At 53.9% G+C, this 21,316-nt stretch carries 19 protein-coding genes; 15 read left to right on the top strand and 4 right to left on the bottom strand.

Annotated elements, in window-relative coordinates; translation table 11 throughout:
- Nucleotides 1-256: 256 nt before the first annotated feature.
- The 3 genes from tcmP (at nucleotide 257) to PSCI_RS07765 (ending at nucleotide 3,723) form a co-directional block, all read left to right on the top strand.
- A complete protein-coding gene (gene tcmP / locus PSCI_RS07755) occupies nucleotides 257-1,441 on the top strand; it encodes a three-Cys-motif partner protein TcmP (RefSeq protein WP_045484929.1) in 1,185 nt (394 codons plus the stop codon).
- 196 nt (nucleotides 1,442-1,637) lie between these two features.
- Entirely contained in the window at nucleotides 1,638-2,381 is a 744-nt protein-coding gene (locus PSCI_RS07760) for a phage Gp37/Gp68 family protein (protein ID WP_045484932.1), read from the top strand.
- Nucleotides 2,382-2,397: 16 nt separating this feature from the next.
- Nucleotides 2,398-3,723 carry a three-Cys-motif partner protein TcmP gene (locus tag PSCI_RS07765; protein WP_045484935.1) on the top strand — a complete coding sequence of 442 codons (1,326 nt, stop codon included), beginning with the start codon at nucleotides 2,398-2,400 and terminating at the stop codon, nucleotides 3,721-3,723.
- Between the two features lie 324 nt (nucleotides 3,724-4,047).
- Here the strand turns inward: PSCI_RS07765 and PSCI_RS07770 are convergent, their stop codons facing one another.
- Complete coding sequence (locus tag PSCI_RS07770; RefSeq protein WP_045484939.1) at nucleotides 4,048-5,982, bottom strand: LTA synthase family protein; 1,935 nt, start codon at nucleotides 5,980-5,982, stop codon at nucleotides 4,048-4,050.
- Between the two features lie 626 nt (nucleotides 5,983-6,608).
- Here PSCI_RS07770 and PSCI_RS07775 point away from each other — a divergent pair.
- The 6 genes from PSCI_RS07775 to PSCI_RS07800 are packed head-to-tail and all read left to right on the top strand — an operon-like array spanning nucleotide 6,609 to nucleotide 12,526.
- Nucleotides 6,609-7,937: a UDP-glucose dehydrogenase family protein gene (locus PSCI_RS07775; RefSeq protein WP_045484942.1), complete on the top strand. Its 1,329-nt coding sequence runs from the start codon at nucleotides 6,609-6,611 to the stop codon at nucleotides 7,935-7,937.
- Nucleotides 7,934-8,929: an NAD-dependent epimerase/dehydratase family protein gene (locus PSCI_RS07780; protein WP_045484944.1), complete on the top strand. Its 996-nt coding sequence runs from the start codon at nucleotides 7,934-7,936 to the stop codon at nucleotides 8,927-8,929. Before PSCI_RS07775 ends, PSCI_RS07780 begins: the two co-directional genes overlap by 4 nt.
- 11 nt (nucleotides 8,930-8,940) lie before the next feature.
- Nucleotides 8,941-9,684: a glycosyltransferase family 2 protein gene (locus tag PSCI_RS07785; protein WP_045484946.1), complete on the top strand. Its 744-nt coding sequence runs from the start codon at nucleotides 8,941-8,943 to the stop codon at nucleotides 9,682-9,684.
- Nucleotides 9,681-9,962: a lipid-A-disaccharide synthase N-terminal domain-containing protein gene (locus tag PSCI_RS07790; RefSeq protein WP_045484948.1), complete on the top strand. Its 282-nt coding sequence runs from the start codon at nucleotides 9,681-9,683 to the stop codon at nucleotides 9,960-9,962. The genes PSCI_RS07785 and PSCI_RS07790 overlap by 4 nt, the downstream gene beginning before the upstream one ends.
- Nucleotides 9,962-11,491 carry an ArnT family glycosyltransferase gene (locus PSCI_RS07795; protein ID WP_045484951.1) on the top strand — a complete coding sequence of 510 codons (1,530 nt, stop codon included), beginning with the start codon at nucleotides 9,962-9,964 and terminating at the stop codon, nucleotides 11,489-11,491. The genes PSCI_RS07790 and PSCI_RS07795 overlap by 1 nt, the downstream gene beginning before the upstream one ends.
- Nucleotides 11,492-11,533: 42 nt before the next feature.
- Nucleotides 11,534-12,526 (top strand): SdiA-regulated domain-containing protein, encoded by a 993-nt coding sequence (locus tag PSCI_RS07800; RefSeq protein ID WP_045484955.1) that lies wholly within the window; start codon nucleotides 11,534-11,536, stop codon nucleotides 12,524-12,526.
- A 90-nt stretch (nucleotides 12,527-12,616) separates the two neighbouring features.
- Here the strand turns inward: PSCI_RS07800 and PSCI_RS07805 are convergent, their stop codons facing one another.
- Nucleotides 12,617-13,375, bottom strand: coding sequence for a COG4705 family protein (locus PSCI_RS07805; RefSeq protein ID WP_045494009.1), 759 nt, complete (start codon nucleotides 13,373-13,375; stop codon nucleotides 12,617-12,619).
- A 55-nt stretch (nucleotides 13,376-13,430) separates the two neighbouring features.
- On the opposite strand from PSCI_RS07805, the gene PSCI_RS29010 reads away from it, so the two are divergent.
- From PSCI_RS29010 to PSCI_RS07830, 6 genes are all read left to right on the top strand, one after another.
- Nucleotides 13,431-13,640 (top strand): hypothetical protein, encoded by a 210-nt coding sequence (locus PSCI_RS29010; protein ID WP_144403213.1) that lies wholly within the window; start codon nucleotides 13,431-13,433, stop codon nucleotides 13,638-13,640.
- Nucleotides 13,641-13,756: 116 nt separating this feature from the next.
- Nucleotides 13,757-14,521, top strand: coding sequence for a COG4705 family protein (locus tag PSCI_RS07810; protein ID WP_045484957.1), 765 nt, complete (start codon nucleotides 13,757-13,759; stop codon nucleotides 14,519-14,521).
- 30 nt (nucleotides 14,522-14,551) lie between these two features.
- Nucleotides 14,552-14,974, top strand: a complete 423-nt coding sequence (locus PSCI_RS07815) for a hypothetical protein (RefSeq protein ID WP_045484959.1) — start codon at nucleotides 14,552-14,554, stop codon at nucleotides 14,972-14,974.
- 47 nt (nucleotides 14,975-15,021) lie between these two features.
- On the top strand, nucleotides 15,022-15,687 hold the full coding sequence (locus PSCI_RS07820; protein WP_045484961.1) for a response regulator: 666 nt from the start codon (nucleotides 15,022-15,024) through the stop codon (nucleotides 15,685-15,687).
- On the top strand, nucleotides 15,663-17,006 hold the full coding sequence (locus PSCI_RS07825) for a sensor histidine kinase (RefSeq protein ID WP_045484963.1): 1,344 nt from the start codon (nucleotides 15,663-15,665) through the stop codon (nucleotides 17,004-17,006). Before PSCI_RS07820 ends, PSCI_RS07825 begins: the two co-directional genes overlap by 25 nt.
- 497 nt (nucleotides 17,007-17,503) lie before the next feature.
- Nucleotides 17,504-19,195: a phosphoethanolamine transferase gene (locus PSCI_RS07830; RefSeq protein ID WP_045484964.1), complete on the top strand. Its 1,692-nt coding sequence runs from the start codon at nucleotides 17,504-17,506 to the stop codon at nucleotides 19,193-19,195.
- 88 nt (nucleotides 19,196-19,283) lie between these two features.
- On the opposite strand, the gene PSCI_RS07835 is transcribed toward PSCI_RS07830, so the two are convergent.
- Complete coding sequence (locus PSCI_RS07835; RefSeq protein ID WP_045484966.1) at nucleotides 19,284-20,420, bottom strand: TniQ family protein; 1,137 nt, start codon at nucleotides 20,418-20,420, stop codon at nucleotides 19,284-19,286.
- Nucleotides 20,421-21,314, bottom strand: a complete 894-nt coding sequence (locus PSCI_RS07840) for a TniB family NTP-binding protein (RefSeq protein WP_045484968.1) — start codon at nucleotides 21,312-21,314, stop codon at nucleotides 20,421-20,423.
- Between the last annotated feature and the right edge of the window lie 2 nt (nucleotides 21,315-21,316).

A 21,316-nucleotide genomic window follows, 5' to 3' on the forward strand; every position in this document is an offset into this window, starting at 1 on the left:
GCCGGAGAAATACCCACGACCAGTGCCATACTTCGGCAGCTCCAGCGCGGTTGCCCATACTCACCGGCTGGAGTACTTAGGTGCCACTGAAACGAGCGGGCGGGCAAGAAGCCTAGCCATACCGCCCTCTCCCAGTAGGCTCACGTATCACGGTAGCCAGTGCAAGCCCTGTGAGATATCGTATCGCCACCACAAAAGGCGGCCATGCGGTATTGCATGTGATGGGCTGCAAAAAACTAAATTACAAGGACGTGATATGGCTCAAGTACCTATTGAGTACCGTGGCAGAGAGCAAGCGTACGTTAAACACACCATTCTGAAGACCTACCTTCAAAGACTCTTCATGATAATTGGCCGCAATGAGAAAGTGATCAATTATGTAGACTGTTTTGCAGGTCCATGGTCGGAAGAGTCCGATGACCTGCGAGATACCTCCATCGGTATTTCCATGGGTCTTATGAAGGACTGCGCAAAATCGCTTGAAATCCAACACGGTGCAAAAGTAAAGTTTCGCGCCCTCTACATCGAAAAGAACAATACTGCTTACGCAAAGCTTCAGAATTTTCTTAGCGAAAATTCGGATGGTATTGTCGAAGCGAAAAGTTTACACGGTGATTACACCACCATGATTGGTGAAATTGCACTATGGGCCTCAACGGGGTTTACGTTCTTTTTCATCGATCCAAAGGGTTGGCTGAAGGTAATCAATGCACCCGTACTCGCACCGCTCTTGAAACTCAATCGCGCAGAATTTCTAATAAATTTCATGTATGACTTCGTCAACAGAGCTATGTCGATGAAAGCTCAACAGGAAAATATCGAGGCGTTGCTTGGCAAGCAGCTCACTTTTTCCGGAAAAGAGACAGCATTTGAACGACAACAGCTCATTATCGACCAGTACCGCGAGGTCATTGCATCGCTCTTCAAAGGGAGGACTGCTTACGTTACGGTCCAACGGCCTGGCCATGATAGAGTTTTATATTTCTTAATTTATCTCACGCGACATATCAAGGGGATAATTGTTTTTAAAGAGGCTGCTGAGCGCATGGATATGATCCAGCGCGTAAGCCAGTTCGAAATACGCTTAAGACAACAGGAGATGAAAAGACTACCGATTGATGACCTCTTTGCATCCTCGGAGGACCAGACGGAAATGGTGAATGCTGAAGACAATCGGTTATTGGCAAAAAACTACATTTTAAGCCGCCTCACTACATCACCTTTGTTGATTGACAATGACTGCTGGGCTAACTTCCTAATGGAGACTGAGCTTTATCCAACAGATTTACAACTTGCTTTTAAAGAGCTGGCTAGTGAAGGTATGATTTCAAACATAGACAAAGATATCCGCTTACGCAGGAAAAATCCGGTAAAACCTGACTGGGCAAGGAAAAGCGAGCGCTGGATTCTTTGCTCACCGGATGCCCGACTGAATAATTAAAACTAGGTTCATACCATCCGTCCACAAACAGTGATCAAACCACAAGAACACCTATATCAAACTAGGCATTTATAATGACTATGTTATACTCCTCAGTGAGCAGGGCCACGAACAGAAGTGACAGATTTTATATCGAGGTCATAACAGTCGCGCCCGAGTTGATATAACTATCGTGCACGACAGGAGCTAAACTGCAATGAGTAGTCAGACAAGTATAGAATGGACTGAAATGACTTGGAATCCTATAGTTGGGTGCACCAAGGTCTCGCCAGGCTGTAAACATTGCTATGCTGAAAATATGGCACACCGTTTACAAGCGATGGGAACTCCAGGCTACGAAAACGGTTTTAAGTTAAGCCTGCGGCCTGAGAAATTACGCGAGCCTCTCCAGCGTAAAAAACCCACTATTTATTTCGTCAACTCTATGTCTGACCTTTTCCACGAAAAAGTTCCAGACCTCTATATCGACAAGGTCTTCGACGTTATTCGAGAAGCTAATCAACACACATTCCAGATCTTGACCAAGCGAGCGGAGAGACTTGCAGAATATTTCAGCAAGCGTACGCCACCACCTAACGCATGGCTGGGTGTTTCCGTGGAAGATAAGCTTTATGGCGTTCCTCGCATTGATTGCCTGCGCAGGGTCAATTCAACGATCCGGTTTCTATCCGCAGAGCCGCTTCTAGAAGACCTAGGCGACATCGACCTCACAGACATCCACTGGGTTATCGTGGGAGGAGAGTCAGGCGCGAAAGCTCGCCCTATGCAGCAAGAATGGGTCGATAATATTCACCGCCAATGCGACTCCTATGGATCGGCATTCTTCTTCAAACAATGGGGGGGCTGGGGGGCTGATGGTGTCAAGCGCTCAAAGAAAGCAAATGGGCGGCTGTTAAATGGCCAGACCTGGGATGAAATACCGTTGCTGAATCTAGCTTGAGTTAAGGATTTTTGGGATGGCCAAGGATGAAAAATATAAGTGGAATGTTGAGACCGGGACATATCCACAAATCGATCCACACAGCAAAATCAAGCACAAGATTATTGAGGATTACATTCGAAACTACATCACAGTGGTGATGAGCAACGAGCGAATCCCTAGAATAGGCATTAACATTATCGATGGATTTTGTGGTGGTGGGATTTATACCGAAGAGGATAAATTAGGCACCCATTACGGATCGCCGATCATTGCCCTAGATACCATTCAGCAAACAGTGGCAGAGATAAACACCTCAAGAAAAATCCCTCGCGAGGTGCTTGCAAAATATTATTTCATCGACATCAAAAAGGCCAACATTGAACACTTGAAATTTATCTTGAGCCAAAAAGGCTATTCTCACCTTATTGGAAAAGATATTTCCCTCATTAGGTCTCGCTTCACAAATGCTTTGCCAAACATAATAACTCAAATAAAAAACAGTAAACTTTCTGAAAGGGCACTGTTTTTACTAGACCAGTACGCATACAAGGATGTGCCCTTTTCCAGTATAAGGTTAATTTTTGATGAAGTAAAAAATGCAGAGGTTTTGCTTACGTTCAACGTAGACAGTTTGATTGATTATATCTCTGACCGAGATGAAAATCGTAAAGCCTTACAAAATATAAACCTTGAAAAATACATACCGTGGGACATGATCTCATACTACAAAGCGACAAAGCCTTACGAGTGGCAGCACCTCATTCAACGTTTCCTTGCGAAGGGTATCTTGAAGGAGAGCGGTGCAGAGTTCATGACCGTGTTTTTCATCACGCCATTTGGGTCTAATCCACGGACTTACTGGTTCATTCATTTGGCCAAGAACTATCGAGCCACCGCCGTCATGAAGGAAATTCACTGGAAATACGGCAACCACTTTTCACACTTCATGACGCCCTCCCTATTCGTTGGGTATGACACAAAGCGAGATATTGAGGTGACGGATCAACATAGCCTCGGCTTTGGCGAGCAGCATTTTTTTAATGACGTCACAGGCAAGCGTATAGTTTCGGAGCTCTCGGAGCTGCTCCCGAAGAAGATCTACGAAGGTCAAAATCAGACATTCGGAGCAATGATGCGCAGTATGGCAAACGCCACCATGGCAAATGAGAGCATTGTCCGGGATGCACTGCATATGCCACTCATATGCAAGGACATAGAGATTTTCGATAAAGACAATCGCACCAAACGACGTAAAGGCAGCAGTATCAAGGATAGCGACATTGTCGTGCCTGCGGCGCAGCGCTCACTCTTTTTTATTCCGCCAGTATCCATGGTACGAAACACTGAAGCCGAAGATTAAAGCTTTGCACATACAGATAAATCCTCTGTCCCGGACTGGGACAGAGTGGATGCCTGTAGCCTACTCTACACACTGAAGCCTCAATCATTCGTCACGAACTCATCAGAGAACAGTGAAAGCTAACCAAAACTATCGTTTTTCGCTAGATTTTTGGGATGCCCATACAGTGTTATGACCAGCGCAGAATTGACCTAGTTGACGGAGTTTCACTGATCCAGACTTCTACCTTGGGCTTGTGATTACTAGCAAAGGCATTTACTGACCGATCTTGGGTCAGCGTTGCATCAGCCACTGAGTCAACTCTGCGCCAGCCACAACAGATTGCTACCTCTTACTTACAGACTCATTACTCCACATTAGAAGGCGGCTTTTGAAACCGTGGCTTGCTGCCTGGTAATACGTAATCGTGCGGGCGACCAGCGGATCTGTGCTCTGCGAAGCTTTTTCAATACTTGCGCCTAACGCATCGTCGTGACGTCGTAGCCCATTACGCGGGCTGAGGATAGCGAGGTTCTGCCCATCAAAGAGCCCCAAATGCTGGTAGTTACCCAGCACCACACGGGGTGGCAATGTGGGAGCAAGTTGCAGATCCCTTCCGAAAAACGTGGATTCGTAGCTCATATTGAGCAGTCCCAGCAGGGTCGGCGCCAAATCAATTTGACTCGCCAACTGCCCATCATCTCTGGGCTTCACGATTTTTGGGGCATAGATGAAAAGTGGTATCTGATAATTCACCACAGGCAGGTCTTCTTTACCCGCACTGCCGGCGGTGTGATCCGCGACGAAGATGAAGATCGTGTTATCGAACCAAGGTTTCTGTCTCGCGGCCTGCAAGAACTGCCCGATGGCATAGTCCGTATACTTCACGGCTCCGTCACGGCCCTTACCTGACTTGATGTCGATTCTGTTGTCAGGATAGGTGTATGGGCGGTGATTTGACGTGGTCATCAACTGAAGAAGAAAGGGCTTGCCTGCTGCGAAGTTTGCGTCTGCCAGCTTGAGCGTTTGCTTGTAGAGGTCTTCATCAGCCATGCCCCATGCATTTTTGAAATGGATCTCCGATTCGGCAACGCTGCTCTGGTCCACCACTCGATAGCCATTTCCACTAAAAAACGCATTCATATTGTCGAAGTAGCCACGGCCGCCATAGACAAACACGCTGTCATAGCCCACCGCAGAGAGCTGCTGTCCAAGGCTCGCAAACCCGGCTTCGCGGCCGATGCGTTTTACGATCGAACGGCCGGGGGTCGGTGGTATGGAAAGGGTGATGGCTTCCAGGCCCCGATCTGTCCGGGTGCCAGTCGCGTAGAAATTACTGAAGTACAGACTGTGTTTACGCAGTTCATCAAGGTTGGGCGTCAGATTACGAGTATCTCCATTACTCCCCATGTATTTGGCGCTGAAACTCTCAATCGTAACCAGCACGACATTCAGCTTTTTTACCGGCCCTTGGCGCGTGATTTTACGACGGATATCCATAGGGTCGGTGCCGGTGAACACGACGTTTGGCTCACGTAACTCGTCGCGAATACGGGGGCCAACCTGATCAGCCGGCAGGCTCGCGAAAAACTGCTCGTAATCCAGCTCATTGTTGCGAAAGGCTGCAAAAAATTGGTAAGGCCCGTTACTTGCCAGTTCGTTGTTATAGGTGTTACCACCTCGGCCACGTGGCGTGTCCTGATCGACCAGCATCAGGCTTGCCCCCATCAGCAGACACAGCGAAGCCACTGCAACAACGCGAGTACGCCAGCCAGGCAAGGGCGCATCGAGAATCTTCCATAGCGTTTTGCGTAACGCCCAACTGAGCGCCATTGCAGAAGCACCTAGTGCTGTCAGCAAGGTGCCCATGGGGTAGGACTCCAACAGGTTGTTCAATACCTCGTCCGAATACACAAGGTAATCCACCGCGATGAAGTTGAAGCGCACTCCAAACTCATCCCAGAATAGCCACTCCGCCACAGCCGTGAACAACATGACGAAAAAGATGATGAATACCAGTCCTTGCAGACAGCGCTTGTGCCACTTTGAGCGCCATAAAATGGGGGGGCACAACAGGACGTACATCCCTAACGGCAGCATGGCATAGGTGAGGAAGCTCAGGTCGTACAGCAGGCCTTTGGCGAAGACCGAAGCATAGCCACCAACGGGCTCATCGAGATGGCCAATTATCAATGCCAGCCGGGTAATCAGGAAAATGACCAGCCAAATGCCGCTGATCAGCGCTAACAGGCGCAGAGGGGAATGACGCATTTTAAACATTGGCGAATCCTTTCTATATTTTCTTCCTGCCCGTAGGGAGCAGGTTTTTTAAGACTGCGGATTGAAGGAGGCTGCTGGCGTAGATGTTGAAGCTGCGATTGCCAAAATTTCGTCAACGTTTTGTTTAAAAACTTGCGCGGGTCGAACGATAGTTTGGCTACACACTCTCTCTTGGCCGGACAGCGTTGCGATGCAACAACGTGAGTATAGGAAAATCTGAGGATATGCTCGGATGTGTTCGACTTAGTCAACGCGCTGACAGTCTGATCACACTGAACGCCGGTCCTCAGCAAAAGCCCGAACTTGGTATCCGAACCTCTGAGTCGCTGTCTTCGTCAAAGACCAAGGACAAGTACGGAGTAGTCAAACCATCTCGGAATGACAAGACCAAAATCTGACGGTTTTCAGATGCGGCTCATTTCGCCCCGAGGGCTCTGAAGCCAACGGCGCAACTGATAACGCGCCTGCAAGGCAATAGGTGCTTTGCTAATCGCCCTTATGTGACAAACGCAGTCATCGTTCCTTAACAATTTCATGACATTTTTCTTGCGCTATGTGTCCAGCACCCCGTCGGGCACCTGAAAACAAACTAGGCTCATCGATTCGTGGTGCAAAGGGAGTAGCGCATGAAAGTGACAGTGTTCGGAACGGGTTATGTCGGACTGACACAAGCCGCCTGCCTCGCGAAAGTGGGCCATACCGTTTGCTGCGTGGATGTGGACGAAATACGCATCGAAGCGCTACGTAAAAGCATCTGCCCGATCTTTGAGCCTGGTCTTGAAGACCTTTTGCGCAGTGGGTTGGATTGCCAGCGACTGCATTTCACCACCGATGCCGCTGAAGCCAGCCGCTTTGCCGAGGTGGTTTTCATTGCTGTTGGTACACCGCCGCAAGCAGACGGCAAGGCGGACCTGAGCCAGGTGTTTGCTGTTCTGCACTCTGTGCTAAAGCACGCCAACGGTGCTCGGATCATTATCAACAAATCTACTTCGCCGGTCGGGACTGTAGATCGCTTGCTCGCGGAAATCGCTGCCAGTCCGCGACGCGGTCATGGTTTCGAAGTAATCAGTAACCCGGAGTTTTTCAAGGAAGGCTCCGCTGTCAGTGATTGCCTGCGTCCGGATCGGATTATCGTCGGTGGTGCCAGTCAGTCTGCGCTGGAACTCATGCGTGAGCTGTATCAACCGTTCAGCCGTAACCGCGAGAAATTTGTGGTCATGGATGCACGCAGTGCAGAGTTGACCAAGTACGCGGCCAACTGCTTGCTCGCGACCAAGATCTCTTTCATCAATGAAATGGCCAATCTGGCTGAGCAGGTTGATGCTGATATTGAACAGGTTCGGCTGGGCATAGGGTCTGATCCGCGCATTGGCTATGACTTCATCTACCCTGGCTGCGGTTTTGGCGGTTCGTGCTTCCCCAAGGATCTCCAGGCTTTGATCGGTACAGCCGAGGAACATGGTGTCGAGACGTCCTTGCTCAAGGCCGTGGAACAGGTCAACCGCCGTCAAAAGCACCGCCTGTTTGAGAAAGTATTTACTCATTACCACGGTGCACTCACGGGTAAGGTTTTTGCTGTCTGGGGACTGTCTTTTAAACCCGAAACCGACGATATCCGCGAAGCCTCCAGCCACGTCTTGCTTGAAGCACTATGGGCAGCGGGCGCCCAGGTACAGGCTCATGACCCGCAGGCGATGCAAGCCATAAAGCACCATTATGGCGAGCGTGATGATATGAAGCTGGTTCACTGTAAGGAACAGGCGCTTGAGGGTGCAGATGCGTTGGTGGTGGTCACGGAGTGGCAGGACTACCGCGTTCTGAATCTGGATCAACTCGGCAAAGCACTGCGTGATCGGGTGGTTTTCGATGGCCGAAACCTGTTTGATCCTACGCAATTGCGTGAAGCGGGGTTTGAGTACTACGGTATTGGGCGTGGCCAGAGGATCCAGCCATGACGGTGCTCGTGACCGGCGCAGCCGGATTCATTGGTTTTCACGTGGCCAAGCGCCTGTGTGAACTCGGGGTTGAAGTCGTCGGCATCGATAACCTCAACGATTACTACAGCGTCGAGCTGAAACAGTCACGGCTGGCCCTGCTTCAGGGCATGCCTGGTTTCAACTTCAACAGGTTAGACATTACCAACGCAGAGGGGCTGTCCGCGTTGTTCGAGCGACATGGCTTCGAACAAGTCATTCACCTCGCGGCCCAGGCCGGTGTGCGCTATTCCCTGGAGCAACCCAATGCCTATGTCCAATCCAATCTGGTCGGTTTTACCAATGTGCTTGAGGCCTGCCGTCATCACCGCCCAGCACACCTGATTTACGCATCCAGCAGTTCGGTCTACGGGGCCAGTACGCAGATGCCGTTCCGGATAGAAGATGCCGCTGACAGGCCGCTCTCTTTGTATGCCGCTACAAAACGAGCGAATGAACTAACCGCTTACAGCTACTCGCACTTGTACGGATTGCGAGCTACCGGCCTGCGTTTTTTCACGGTTTACGGGCCTTGGGGGCGGCCAGACATGGCGCTGTTCAAGTTTACCCAGGCCATGCTTTGCGAAGAGCCTGTGGATATCTACAACCACGGCGAAATGGCGCGAGACTTCACTTACATCGACGACATTGTAGAAAGCATTTTACGTCTGCGTTTGCGCCCGCCTGAATCACTGGGGGGCGAACCGCCCCACCAACTCTTCAATATCGGTCGCGGTCAGCCCGTCAAACTGCTGGAGTTTGTCGATTGCCTGGAGAAAGCGCTGGGCATATGCGCCAAGCGTCGCTATCTCCCGCTGCAAGCCGGGGATGTGCTGCAAACCTGGGCTGACGTTACTGCGTTGAACCAATGGATCGATTTTCAGCCGCAGGTATCCGTCGACACCGGCGTCAGCGCATTCGTTGCCTGGTATCGGGACCATTATCAATCCGGGCTCCGTCTGCCTTCTCTTTAACAAGGACATCCATGACCACGCCCATTTTTCTTTCCGTTGTGATTCCGGCCAAGAACGAGGCTGAGAACCTCCCCACTCTTCTAAAAGAAGTCAGTGCAGCGCTTGTTGGAGAGCACTACGAGATCCTGGTTGTTGACGACGGCAGCACCGATAACACCTTGCAAGTGCTGAAGGCTCTCAAGGAAAGCGGCCTCAATGAGTTGCGCATCCTGCGTCATGAGCAGTCTCTCGGTCAGAGCACATCGATTTATCACGCAGCTTTGGCGGCTGAGGGTAACTGGCTGGCAACGCTGGACGGTGACGGCCAAAACGATCCTGCCGACATTCCGGGGATGCTGTCACTGGTGCGTGCTCATCAAGGGCGCTCGGATTCTATCCATCTAGTAGCGGGACATCGGGTGAATCGTCGTGACACGGCCAGCAAACGTTGGGCCTCGCGATTCGCGAACGGCCTGCGCAGCCGGCTGCTCAAAGACGCCACACCGGACACCGGCTGCGGCTTAAAGCTGATCGAACGAGCCGCTTTTTTGCGCCTGCCTTACTTCGACCATATGCACCGCTTCATCCCTGCACTGATTCAACGACACAACGGCCGGATGGTCGTCCACCCCGTCAATCACCGTTACCGTCAGGCGGGTGTCTCCAAGTACGGTAATCTGGACCGTGCGCTGGTCGGTGTTCTTGATCTGCTCGGTGTCTGGTGGCTGATCCGCCGAACCCGCCTGAATGTTTCGGCACAGGAGCAGCATCCATGAAACCAGATAACGAAACCCTGTGGCTGATCCTCGGCTTTGTCGGGCAGGCCGTCTTTACCGGCCGTTTCGTCCTGCAATGGCTGTACAGCGAATTCAAGAAGCGCAGCGTCATTCCGGTGGGTTTCTGGTACCTGAGCATGCTTGGCAGCTCAATCTTGTTGGTCTATGCCATTTACCGAGAGGACCCGGTGTTCATAGCAGGTCAAGCCTTTGGTCTGGTTGTGTACATGCGCAACCTTCAGTTGATCAGCCAGCAGGCCAAGACACCTAAGGAGTAATGACGTTGCGAACTCCCTTTTCGCCTCGCCTCGAAGGATGGTTGCTGGTCGCACTGGCAGTCTTGCTGGTCGGAGCCGGTCTAGGCTTACGCCAACCGCAGAATGTGGACGAAGAACGCTTTCTGGGCGTTGCTCTGGAAATGCTACAGAACGGGTCTTGGTTTGTCCCTCACAGGGCAGCCGAGATCTATGCCGATAAACCGCCATTGTTCATGTGGGCAGTCGCATTCTTTATCTGGCTGACCGGTAGCCCGAACACAGCGCTCTACCTGCCAGCCCTGTTCTCGGCAGGCGTAACCACCGCAGTTCTCTACGACCTGGGGAGTCGTCTCTGGAACCGACGTATCGGTCGATACGCCACCTTGCTGTTCCTGGCCACCTATCAAACCTACAGCATCCTGCGGACCGGTCAGATCGACAGTTTCCTTTGCTTATGGATCGCGCTGGGCTTCTACGGACTGACTCGCCATCTGTTGCTTGGACCAGCCTGGGGCTGGTTCTATTTCAGTTGCGCAGCGATGGGCCTTGGGATCATCAGCAAAGGCGTGGGTTTTGTACCGGCATTAATGCTGATCCCCTATGCCTACGCCGTTCGTAAAGGCTGGCACGGTGTGGTGAAAATGCCTGGTCAGGCCGCACGCTGGACACTTGGTCTACTGGTCGTATTACTTGCGTGCTGTACCTGGCTGGTGCCGATGGTGATTTCGGTCGTGCGTGACGGTGGGCCGGAAGGCTTTGCTTATATTCACGAAATACTTCTGCACCAGACGGCCAATCGCTACGCCAACGCCTGGCACCACCGTGAGCCTATCTGGTATTTCTTTGTCAACGTCATCCCTCAGTACTGGCTTCCGCTGGTATTCGCACTGCCTTGGCTGATCCCGGCCTGGCGAAGGCAATTGAGCAAGCAGGACGGTCGAGTACTGGTACTGCTCGGCTGGGTCTTGCTGGTCCTGCTGTTTTTCAGCCTTTCCAGTGGCAAGCGTAAGCTCTATATCTTCCCGGCCCTGCCTGGCCTGGTTCTGGTGGCTGCCCCACTGGTGCCATGGCTTGTGCGACGCTGGTTTCAAAAGCGCGCGCGGGCTGCGCGATTCTTACCGATAGTGGTTGTTGTATGGCTGGGTCTGTGGTTTGCAAGAGGTTTCATCGAGCCTGTCATTGAAGGTGATAACCCCCACAAAGACCTGATGCAACAGGCCGCTAAAGTCACCCAAGGAGCCGATCTGGTATTGGTCAATTGGCGTGAGGGCCACTGGCTCTATGCCCGTCAACCCATTGTGCACTTTGGCTTCGCCCGCGAATTGGCGGTCGAGCAGGCTGCCAGCTGGCTACGAGAGCACCCTGGCACCTTTGCGCTGGTTCCTGACGGACTGTTGGCAAACTGTTTCCTGCCTGAAAAAGCCCATGCCTTGGGGCAGACGTCCAGAGCGGACTGGTTCGTGGTCGATGCCCAAGCTGACAACGGCTTATGCCGGTCTGAACACCCTCTGGAAGTTTATCGTTTCGCCTGGAAACAAAATGTTCAATGACACACAGCCCAGTCGGAAACCAAGCAGGGAGTGCCTGAAGCCATGCTTCTGGAGAAGATGAAAACAACGCGGCTGGTTTGGTCGGGCCTCCATCGGCGACGAGTATCATTCGCGCAGATTCTGTTCGTCATAAGTGCTATGGGCGTATTGATGATGGCATCCGCTGTGTCGACGCACTTTCAGCTTCATCAGCAGATCTATCAGTACGGACGCATCTGGCTCAAAGGCAACGAGGCACCTGGGAAAAACATCTGGTTGCCGGACTTTCATGTCGTTGTCGACGCCAAGCCAATCGGCCCGGATGTGTCCAATATCTCCGGGATAGCTTACGACTACGATCACCATCGCCTGCTAGCCGTGACCAATAAGGGGCCTATGCAGCTGCTGGCGTTAGATATGAACGGAGATATTCTGGAGCGCTATCCACTGATCGGTTTTGATGACACCGAAGGGTTGGCTTACCTGGGTAATGGCCGTGTGGCGCTTTGCGACGAACAGCTCCAGCAGCTCGACATCATCACGTTGCCTGCGCAAGCTCGCCCCATTCAGGTCGAGGAGGCTCAGTACATCGCGTTAGTGATCAATCCCAGTAGTCATAACAAGGGCTTTGAAGGCGTGACCTATGACCCTGATAACGACCGTCTGTTTGCGATCAAGGAGCGTGATCCGCGCCAGCTATTCGAAGTATCTGGCGTCTTGCGGTCAATTGATCAGGGTCGATTGCAGATAAAAGTCATCGACCGACTGGAGTGGGTGACTGAGAGTGTTGCTTCACGTGATCTTTCGGACGGTTACTACGATCCGCTTACCGGACACCTGCTGCTACTCAGCGATCAATCTCGCTCAATCACGGAGCTGGACGGTAACGGAAGGTTTGTCAGCGTTAAATCGTTAGCAGCGGGGTTTTCTGGCCTGAAAGACAGCGCTCCACAGCCGGAAGGACTGACCATGGACCGAGATGGCAACCTGTACGTGGTCAGCGAGCCGAATCTGTTCTACAAGTTTTCGAGCGTATCTAAACACCCGGTAGAATGAGTCAGCCCCTGATTACATTGAGTTGTACGGGCGTCGCATAAGCGGGGGGATCTGGCTCCTCCCCCTAGACCGTGCGATATCATCACGTCTTCAACGGTCTGTTATCTGATTATAAGCAAGTGATTTTCTCTGGTTATAAACCGTCGCAGCGACAACCATAGCGAGGAGGATACCCAGCAGTACCGCTGAAGAACCAACAGTGCCGAAGTCTAGACCACCTTTTGAGTATGGCTTGGTCAGCACATCTCCCAGCGTCGCACCAAAGGGGCGAGTGAGTACAAAAGCGATCCAGAATAAAGCGACAGAGGATATTCGCGTTCTGTAGTGCAGGACTGCCACGATGGCGATAGCGCTGCCCACGAGCACTGCACCGCCCATGAAGCCTAGCCCTGAATCATCAGCGAGGAAATCGCCCAAGGCCGTGCCGAGCGTGTTGGAAAACAGAATTGCAAACCAGTAAAAACACTCTGCTTTCAATGAGGCAATACGATCAACCGATAATGATTTCTCGCTCCAGTACCAGACTGAGAAAATTGCCAACAACACCGCGATCAAAATAGCCGAACCCGTCGCGTACCCAAGGCCTAGCGTACGATCCATGAAGTCGGACATTGTGGTACCAGCAGTACTGGTAGATAAAATGACGGTCCAATAAAGTGCCGGGTGATGTCGCCTGCTGGCAAGCTGTGTAAACAAAGTTACCACGAACAAGCTTATGAGTATCAGTGAGCTTAAAGCATAACCAACATCCAGGGTCATTGATAACAAATCACCCGCTGTTTCACCAAGCGTAGTGGCGCAAATCTTCATAATCCAGAATGCGAGCGTGATTTGAGGTAGCTTATTCATTTCATGGCTCTTACTTATTAGTGGATGGTGCAGGCTGAAGGCAATGAGCCCTAACATGGACAATGATCACAACGATCATGTTGAATATTTGTGTGGTGATTATGAAAAAAACGTATCAGGATCCAATCAAATATCTTGCTGTGTCGACGCTGATACCATTGCTACCATTCCAGAGATAGCTTCGGGTCAACGTGCAACCTTGTTTGGTACAAGCTTAAAACTGTCGCAGACCACTCAAGAGCTGTTTCAGCAATTTGCGTTGTAGTGCAAAAATTGCCACAGCGATGTTGATGCTGTGTTCGAGCCCGCTCAGGCTCAGCTAAGTTTCGCGCTGTAGTGTCCCTCCTTGAATCCATGACAGGAACAGAGGAGGCACCGCCGATGCAAAAGCAAAGCACTGGCTGGCTCAATAAAGTCCCGGAAGTGACGCTGTCCTTCTGGATCATCAAGGTGATGTCCACCACAGTGGGAGAGACCTTCGCCGACTTTCTCGCCGTCGACATCGGCTGGGGGCTGGGTATCACAAGCGTGGTGATGGCCCTGCTGCTGACCGCAGCACTGACCTTGCAGATGCGCAAGCACAAGTGCGAACCCTGGATCTACTGGCTGTGCGTGATTCTGGTGAGCATCCTCGGCACGCAGATCACCGACATCCTCACCGATGAGCTGAACGTCAGCCTCTATACCAGCACAGCCGTCTTCTCCCTGTTGCTGGTCGCCAACTTCGCCGTCTGGTATGCGCTGGAGCGCAACCTTTCGATACGCCGGATCGTGACCGCCCGGCGCGAACTGTTCTACTGGACCACGGTGCTGTGCACCTTCGCCTTGGGCACTGCGGCAGGTGACCTGGCGACCGAAGCGCTGGGCCTTGGTTTCGGCTTGGGCACCTTGATATTCAGTGGATTGATCGCCGCTTGCTTGGTGGCCTGGCGCTACGGCGTCAATACCGTGCTGGTGTTCTGGGTCGCTTACATCCTCACGCGACCTCTCGGCGCCTCGCTGGGCGATCTGCTGACCCAGTCCAGCGATTACGGCGGCCTCGGCATGGGCGCCAGCTGGACCAGCGCGATTTTCCTCTGCGTCATCTGCATGCTGGTCGGCGTTGCTCAGTTCGGCGCCGTCCAAGCCAAACGCGTCTCTTCCTGAACCTGCTTCTTGATCACAAGGTACATACCCATGGTTATACGTCATAAACTACTCGCCACCCTGTCCATCGCTTGCCTGGCCGTCGTATTGGGCTCCACCGAAGGCTGCTCCAAGGCCGACGCTCCGGCGCCCAGCACTGCCGGGGTCCACGCGCCCAGCAAATTGGGTGATCTGAGCGTTTTCCGCAGCATTGCTGAAGATGTTACCAGCAAGGTTCAGGCCCAAGACCTGCCCGGCGCCAAGGCACGCATCAAGGATCTGGAGAAGACCTGGGACAATGCCGAGGCCGGCATCAAGCCGCGTGCTGCCGGCGACTGGCACGTGCTGGACAAGGCCATCGACCGTGCCCTCGACGCCTTGCGCGCCAGCCAGCCGCAGCAAGCGGACTGTAAAGCCGCGATGGATGACCTGCTCAAAGCCTTCGACAGCTTGCAAGGCCCGAGACAAGGCTGACCTTGGGACGCTATCGTTGCTCGACTGGTTTGTGCCTTGGAGGCCGCATGCGCATACTTTTGGTCGAAGACGACGGCATGATTGCCCACGCCATGCAGGCGGCCCTGAAGGTCGCGGGCTACGCCGTCGACTGGGTCGATGATGGCCTGACCGCCGAAGCGGCGTTGCGCACCCAGGTCTATGACCAAGTCCTGCTCGACCTCGGCCTGCCCGGCCAAGACGGCCTTCAACTGCTCGAACGCCTGCGGGCCGCCGACAACCCAGTACCGCTGCTGATCATCACTGCGCGCCCGGGGCTGGAGGACCGCCTTCGCGGGCTGGACGGCGGCGCCGACGATTTTCTGCAAAAACCCTTCGAGATGGCCGAGCTACTGGCCCGAATGCGCGCCGTGATGCGTCGAAAAGGCGGCCGGGCGGCGCCGGAGCTTGGCTACGGCAAGGTCAGCCTCGACCCTGCCCTAAAGTGCGCGCGCATTGAGGGGCAGGAGGCCGTGCAGTTGTCCGCCCGCGAATTCGCCTTGTTACAGGCTCTGCTGGTCAGGCCGGGGGCGATTCTTTCGCGCAGCGAGCTGGAAGACCGGCTGTACGGCTGGGGCAACGAAGTCGAAAGCAACGCCGTGGAATTTCTCATCCATGGGCTGCGACGCAAGCTGGGCAAGGATGTCATTCGCAATGTCAGGGGGTTGGGATGGATGGTCTCAAAGGACAACTGAGGCATTCGCTGCAACTGCGCCTGTCGGTGGCGCTTGCTGTGGCGATCCTGCTAGTGGCGACGCTGACAGGCATTTTCAGCTACGTCTCGGCCTATGACGAAGCCCTGGAGTTCCAGGACAACAGCCTGCGCCAGGTCGCCGCGCTGCATACCCGCCAAGGCCTTACGTTCCACTATTCCGCCGCAATGCCTGCCACCCCGGACGACGATGAGGAAACCCGCATCGTTATCCAGTTCCTGGCCGATGGTGCCAACGCCGTACATAACGACGACAGCCAACTGCCATTGCCCATTTCCGACTCTGTGGCCGATGGTCTGTCGACCGTGGATGTGGGCCATGAACCCTTTCGAGTCTGGGTAGGCAAGGACGCTACCGGTGCGCGTTTTGTGGTGGCTCAGGAAATCGACAGCCGCAACCGTGATGCGCGCAACAGCGCTTGGCGTGCATTGCTGCCGTTTGCCATCCTTTTTCCCATCCTATTGGTAGTGGTCGCCGACCTGATCCGCAAGCTGTTCAAGCCGGTGGCCACCTTGGCCGCCTCGCTCGACAACCGTGGAGACCAAGACTTGCGCCCTATTGATGACCAGACCCTTGCCAGCGAGATTCGCCCCTTTGTGCAAGCTATTAACCGCCTGCTCGGGCGTGTGTCGCGTACCTTGGAGGGGCAGAAGCGCTTCGTTGCCGATGCCGCCCATGAACTGCGCACGCCGTTGACGGCCTTGTCGCTTCAGGCCGAAGCCCTGGAGGCCGAGCCGCTGCCCGCAGCCACTCAGGCGCAGGTGCAGCTGTTGCGTAGTGGAATCGGGCGAAGCCGCAAACTGGTCGAGCAGATGTTGGCGCTGGCCGCTGCGCAACTGACCGAGCCCTTGCCGGGCAATGTGTCGGTGTATTCAGCTTGCCGTCGGGTGCTGGAAGACTTGATGCCGTTGGCGACGCGCAAACAACTCGACATTGGCGTCGAAGGCGAGGACGCCAGCCTGCCGATACGTGACGTCGAGTTGCGCGTGGTGATCAAGAATCTGGTCGAAAATGCCATCAACCATGCCCTGCCAGGCGGACAGGTGGATGTGCGCATTCTGAGCACCCACCAAGCGGTGGAGGTGGTGGTCAGCGACGACGGCCCCGGCATAGCGCCCGAGGAATGGGCGCGGGTATTCGACCCGTTCTATCGCGGACAGGGCCACCAGGTGCCGGGTTCGGGACTGGGGCTGTCCATCGTACAGACCCTGGTGCAGCGCTCATGCGGGCAGGTCGAGGTCGGATTCACTAATGCAGCCAGCCGCAGTGGTTGCTCGGTACGCCTGCGCTGGCCGCTATGAATATGCGCCCACGCGCTGGCGGTCTGGAGCAGGGCTGCTAGAGTCACGAGTACCTATCACGACCCGGACAAGGAACGTCTGCTCATGACTGCTCCATGCCCCTGCGCATCAAATGCTGCCGGGCCGCTTTCGGCTACCCCTCAATTTCCGCAGCATGATTTCCTGACATTTTTTCATCTTGGACACATTGAAAGGATGGCCACGCGTAACTGTGCGCAGGGTCTAGGCCATGCCTAATTCTATGTTCATCTATCGATTGCTGCCTCTCATGTTGTTCATGGCATCGCCAGTGACTTGGGTGTTCCTCTGGTTGGTAGGTTACATCCGCCACCATCAGCTGAACCGCACGCATCTCGGCAACCGAGGCTCCGTTTCGTTGACGGGAGTGCTACTGGGGAGCGGTGTTGCTCAACAAATGCCAGGCACATATAGGTCATCACAGTTTCCACCCCATAACTAGAACGTGTTTGCCAACCTGATTTTGGAGCGGTAGGTCAATGAACAAGGAAGTGGTAACTTCCCCCGCAGTGAGCGGGGAAAGGAAAGGCATCAACCCACTTGGGATCATTCTGCTGGTGGCGTTGTGGATGACCGTGGGGGTCAACGCGGCATTCTGGTCGAAGGTGTGGAGGGCCATCGATGGTTTCAACAACGGCAACCCATTGTTCCTGATCAGCCTGCCGCTGTTCGTGCTGGCCTGGCACTTCGTTATCCTCTGGGTGCTTTGCTGGGGCCGCTTGCTGCGGCCGGTACTGGCACTACTGGTGTTGATAGCCTCGGCCGCCAGCTACTTCATATCCCGTTATGGCATTGTCATCGACGCGTCGATGATGACAAATATGTTGCAAACCGACGTCGCCGAGGCCCGTGACCTGCTCAGTACTGGCATGCTGGTCTGGCTGCTGGCAACGGCAGCGCTGCCCATCGCGGTGCTTTACCGCCTGCCGTTGCATCGCCCACGCTGGCAGCGGCAGGCCTTGTGGCGCATAGGCAGCCTGACGGCGGTGCTGGTGATGGTAGGGGTCATCCTGGCGACCCAGTACCAGTCCTACGCTTCGCTGCTGCGCAATAACCGCGAAGTGCGCCTGATCCTTGTGCCGTCAAATGTGCTTGGCGCTGTGCACAGCTATGCCAAAGGCAGTCTGGCCAAGCCCAAGACTTTCACCCAGGTTGGCCTTGATGCGCACCAGCGAGCCGACACGAACGCCGATGGACGTCGCAAGCTGCTGGTGCTGGTTGTTGGCGAGACAGCCAGGGCGATGAACTTTTCACTCAACGGCTACGAACGGGAGACCAACCCCGAACTTGCACGCCGCAAGGTACTGAGCTTTCGCGATGTCAGTTCCTGTGGCACCTCTACGGCAGTGTCAGTACCCTGCATGTTTCAGGATCTGGGCCGCGAAGACTGGAAGGACCAGTACGGCGACCACCGTGAAGGCCTGCTCGATGTGCTGCAACGGGCCGGTGTCGACGTGCTGTGGCGCGACAACAACTCCGGTTGCAAGGGTGCCTGTGACCGAGTGCCTAGCCAGGACGTGTCTCACGCCAATCTCGTGGCGCTGTGTAGCACGGGTGAGTGCTTCGACGAAGTGCTGCTTTCCGGCCTGCAAAGCTACTTCGACCAGAGCGCAGGCAACACCGTGGTAGTGCTGCACATGAAAGGTAGCCATGGCCCTTCCTACTACAAGCGCTACCCCGCCGCTTTTGAACGCTTCACCCCGGTGTGCCGTGACAACCAACTTGACCAGTGCGAGGACGAGGCAATCCGCAACGCCTACGACAACACCTTGCTATACACCGACCATGTGCTGGGCTTGGTGATCGATATGCTCAAGAGCAACGTCAGTAGATTCGATACCGCAATGCTTTACGTTTCCGACCACGGCGAATCACTGGGCGAAAAGGGCGTATACCTACACGGCTTACCTTATGCTATGGCGCCAGTGGAGCAAACACAGGTGCCGATGGTGCTGTGGTTGTCTCAAGAGTTGGCAGAAAAACGGGGCATTTCCCAATCTTGTATGGCGAAGCGTACCGATGTGGCGTTATCTCACGACAATCTTTTCCATTCCGTCCTTGGCCTGATGGATGTACAAACCTCGGTCTATCGCGACAAGTTGGATCTATTCCAGCCTTGCCAGCCGGGCCGGCTGGCAAGTAATGAGACCGCTGACGTCCCGCATAGATAAAGGGACCGGCTCTACCCATAGCAGTGTCGTAAGTGCGCACTACTAGACTGAACTCATGGGTCAATACACAGACGGCATTCGCAATGCCTTACCAGCGGGAATTAACCACTTTCATTAGCCTCTCTGCCCAATCTCGCTGTACACCTAGCACCTCACTCAAGGTTTTCCAGCTCACCTGCTCGCCACGACTGGCAAGATAAGCTGCTGCCTCAAGCACTTCCTGTTGAGTAGGCGAATAGACACGTTGATCAAGCCGAGAGACCGCCTCCTCAAGCCAAAAAGGAAGCAGATCGGGATATTCGGTAATTCTGCTGCGTGACAAGTGTGCAGCATGACAGCTGTCGATAAATCGGTCTGGCCACTCTTGGAGTAGCCAACATGCGCGTAGCAGCAGGATGAGCCTGCGTTCGGTGCGCAAGTATTCGAAATCCTGCTTGCATGCCGGCAACGCCGGAGTGCCGAGCTCACCGCAAAAAATGGTTTCGAACCGAGGCCCATACCTGCAATTGAGCAGTCTCAATATTGCTCTGAGCCCGGTAAAGAACGGGATGCTGCATGGACCTCCTATTCGTAGATACCTCCAGGGAAAAAGCTCTGGATGACTGATCAATGCGATTAGAAAATCCACCGAGTGATGGTCCGGCCACTCGGAGAACCTGGGCGTTGTCGCACCCAGATCGTAGAAGCACTGGTGACAATGCCGCAGATCTTCAGCATATGGATTCTTATGCCTACCAATCCCATGCCTATGGAACATCACCGGGGACTGACATTGAGGACAGACATCTTCCATGATGCAGGAGTGGATAGGGCAGATGACGGTTGAAGCAAGGCGCCACAACAGGCGGTAGTAGGGAGATGGGTCGGTTTGCATGCAGATGGGACAGTACTGCATTCCCGGACGCTTGCGATTGCGATGGTAAACCCCTAAGGCCAGCAACCAGCTCACGTCACCGTGCAGAGGCAGTTCCGAAAAAAAGGTGCCTTCGTACTGACGTAATGTCATGCGACGCAGCGTGGAGAACGGTTGCTGCGTTCGATGCCTGATCAATTGAAGCAATTGATCAGATGGATGTCGATCAATGTCCTGTGTCCACAGAGGCCGCTTGTAGCCGAGCAGGCGGTTAAAGAACGTGTGTAAGGGAAAGCCGTTTGAGAAGGCCAGCCGCACCAACCAGGACGAAAGTATCTCGCCCTCCTTTGGCTGCGGATGGATTGGAAGCATCTAGATCTCCACGTTGATCAGCTTTCGTTGAGACGGCGACACATACCCACATTTGTTCAACACATCGACCGTGATTTGCTCTTGGCCACGGCTGATTGCGTATGCACTTGCCTTGTTCAAAAGCAGCGACAGCTCGCCAATGGTTCCCTCACACAAAGCTGCTAGCTTCATGGCTAGGACTGGTTCGACCAAGCCAGAGGCCTTTCGCAACGGAAGCACCTTTTCAAACGATGCGAGCAGTCGGTTGAGTTCAGGCCCGACTCTCCATTTGGGGAGAATTTCGGGCGTGAAGCGATTCTGAATCTGGGGATCAATGCCGACCGCACTGATCAACGTTTCATCACCAACGCCGACCATGGATATCTGAAGCTCGTTGGAAAGATATTTGATGACGTTCAAGAACTCGCGCTGTGCAGGGGCTGTAGCAGCGAGCATGTTGTGCATCTCATCGATGATAAGAACCTTGAGCTGTACCTGCCTGAGTATCTCGACGACACGGGCTCGCTTGTCTGCAACAGTTCCGTTAGGAAGGCGCTTGAGCAGCGGGTGGAGAATCTCTGTATAGAAACCCGCCTCGGTAGGTTTCGGTGGTGTCTGGATCATTAGCACCGGCGCAATGATGCTCTCCCCCCCTGGATTGTCAGAGGGGAGATGCCGAGCTGCGAAGCGATTGACCAGCCCTGTTTTGCCGTTATTCGTCCGTCCGATGAGCAGCACGTTTGGCATTCGTGTGACCCTCGGATGAGTGAACAACCACTCAAGCGTGGTATCGATCTCCTTCGCACGAGGGTATCCCAGCCATCGAGGTGATGTGAGCTGAAGTATTCGCTCTTCGTCACTCAGGTGCCGGCATTTCTCGGCGAGCGGCTCCACCAGGTGTTCGAAGTTACTCATGG

This window comes from Pseudomonas sp. StFLB209 (assembly GCF_000829415.1).
Lineage (GTDB): Bacteria > Pseudomonadota > Gammaproteobacteria > Pseudomonadales > Pseudomonadaceae > Aquipseudomonas.

Excerpts from the sequence above, each read along its gene's own strand:
- tcmP (WP_045484929.1), top strand. The coding sequence starts at position 257 with ATGGCTCAAGTACCTATTGAGTACCGTGGCAGAGAGCAAGCGTACGTT.
- PSCI_RS07760 (WP_045484932.1), top strand. The coding sequence starts at position 1,638 with ATGAGTAGTCAGACAAGTATAGAATGGACTGAAATGACTTGGAATCCT.
- PSCI_RS07765 (WP_045484935.1), top strand. The coding sequence starts at position 2,398 with ATGGCCAAGGATGAAAAATATAAGTGGAATGTTGAGACCGGGACATAT.
- PSCI_RS07770 (WP_045484939.1), bottom strand. The coding sequence starts at position 5,982 with ATGTTTAAAATGCGTCATTCCCCTCTGCGCCTGTTAGCGCTGATCAGC.
- PSCI_RS07775 (WP_045484942.1), top strand. The coding sequence starts at position 6,609 with ATGAAAGTGACAGTGTTCGGAACGGGTTATGTCGGACTGACACAAGCC.
- PSCI_RS07780 (WP_045484944.1), top strand. The coding sequence starts at position 7,934 with ATGACGGTGCTCGTGACCGGCGCAGCCGGATTCATTGGTTTTCACGTG.
- PSCI_RS07785 (WP_045484946.1), top strand. The coding sequence starts at position 8,941 with ATGACCACGCCCATTTTTCTTTCCGTTGTGATTCCGGCCAAGAACGAG.
- PSCI_RS07790 (WP_045484948.1), top strand. The coding sequence starts at position 9,681 with ATGAAACCAGATAACGAAACCCTGTGGCTGATCCTCGGCTTTGTCGGG.
- PSCI_RS07795 (WP_045484951.1), top strand. The coding sequence starts at position 9,962 with ATGACGTTGCGAACTCCCTTTTCGCCTCGCCTCGAAGGATGGTTGCTG.
- PSCI_RS07800 (WP_045484955.1), top strand. The coding sequence starts at position 11,534 with ATGCTTCTGGAGAAGATGAAAACAACGCGGCTGGTTTGGTCGGGCCTC.
- PSCI_RS07805 (WP_045494009.1), bottom strand. The coding sequence starts at position 13,375 with ATGAATAAGCTACCTCAAATCACGCTCGCATTCTGGATTATGAAGATT.
- PSCI_RS29010 (WP_144403213.1), top strand. The coding sequence starts at position 13,431 with ATGGACAATGATCACAACGATCATGTTGAATATTTGTGTGGTGATTAT.
- PSCI_RS07810 (WP_045484957.1), top strand. The coding sequence starts at position 13,757 with ATGCAAAAGCAAAGCACTGGCTGGCTCAATAAAGTCCCGGAAGTGACG.
- PSCI_RS07815 (WP_045484959.1), top strand. The coding sequence starts at position 14,552 with ATGGTTATACGTCATAAACTACTCGCCACCCTGTCCATCGCTTGCCTG.
- PSCI_RS07820 (WP_045484961.1), top strand. The coding sequence starts at position 15,022 with ATGCGCATACTTTTGGTCGAAGACGACGGCATGATTGCCCACGCCATG.
- PSCI_RS07825 (WP_045484963.1), top strand. The coding sequence starts at position 15,663 with ATGGATGGTCTCAAAGGACAACTGAGGCATTCGCTGCAACTGCGCCTG.
- PSCI_RS07830 (WP_045484964.1), top strand. The coding sequence starts at position 17,504 with ATGAACAAGGAAGTGGTAACTTCCCCCGCAGTGAGCGGGGAAAGGAAA.
- PSCI_RS07835 (WP_045484966.1), bottom strand. The coding sequence starts at position 20,420 with ATGCTTCCAATCCATCCGCAGCCAAAGGAGGGCGAGATACTTTCGTCC.
- PSCI_RS07840 (WP_045484968.1), bottom strand. The coding sequence starts at position 21,314 with ATGAGTAACTTCGAACACCTGGTGGAGCCGCTCGCCGAGAAATGCCGG.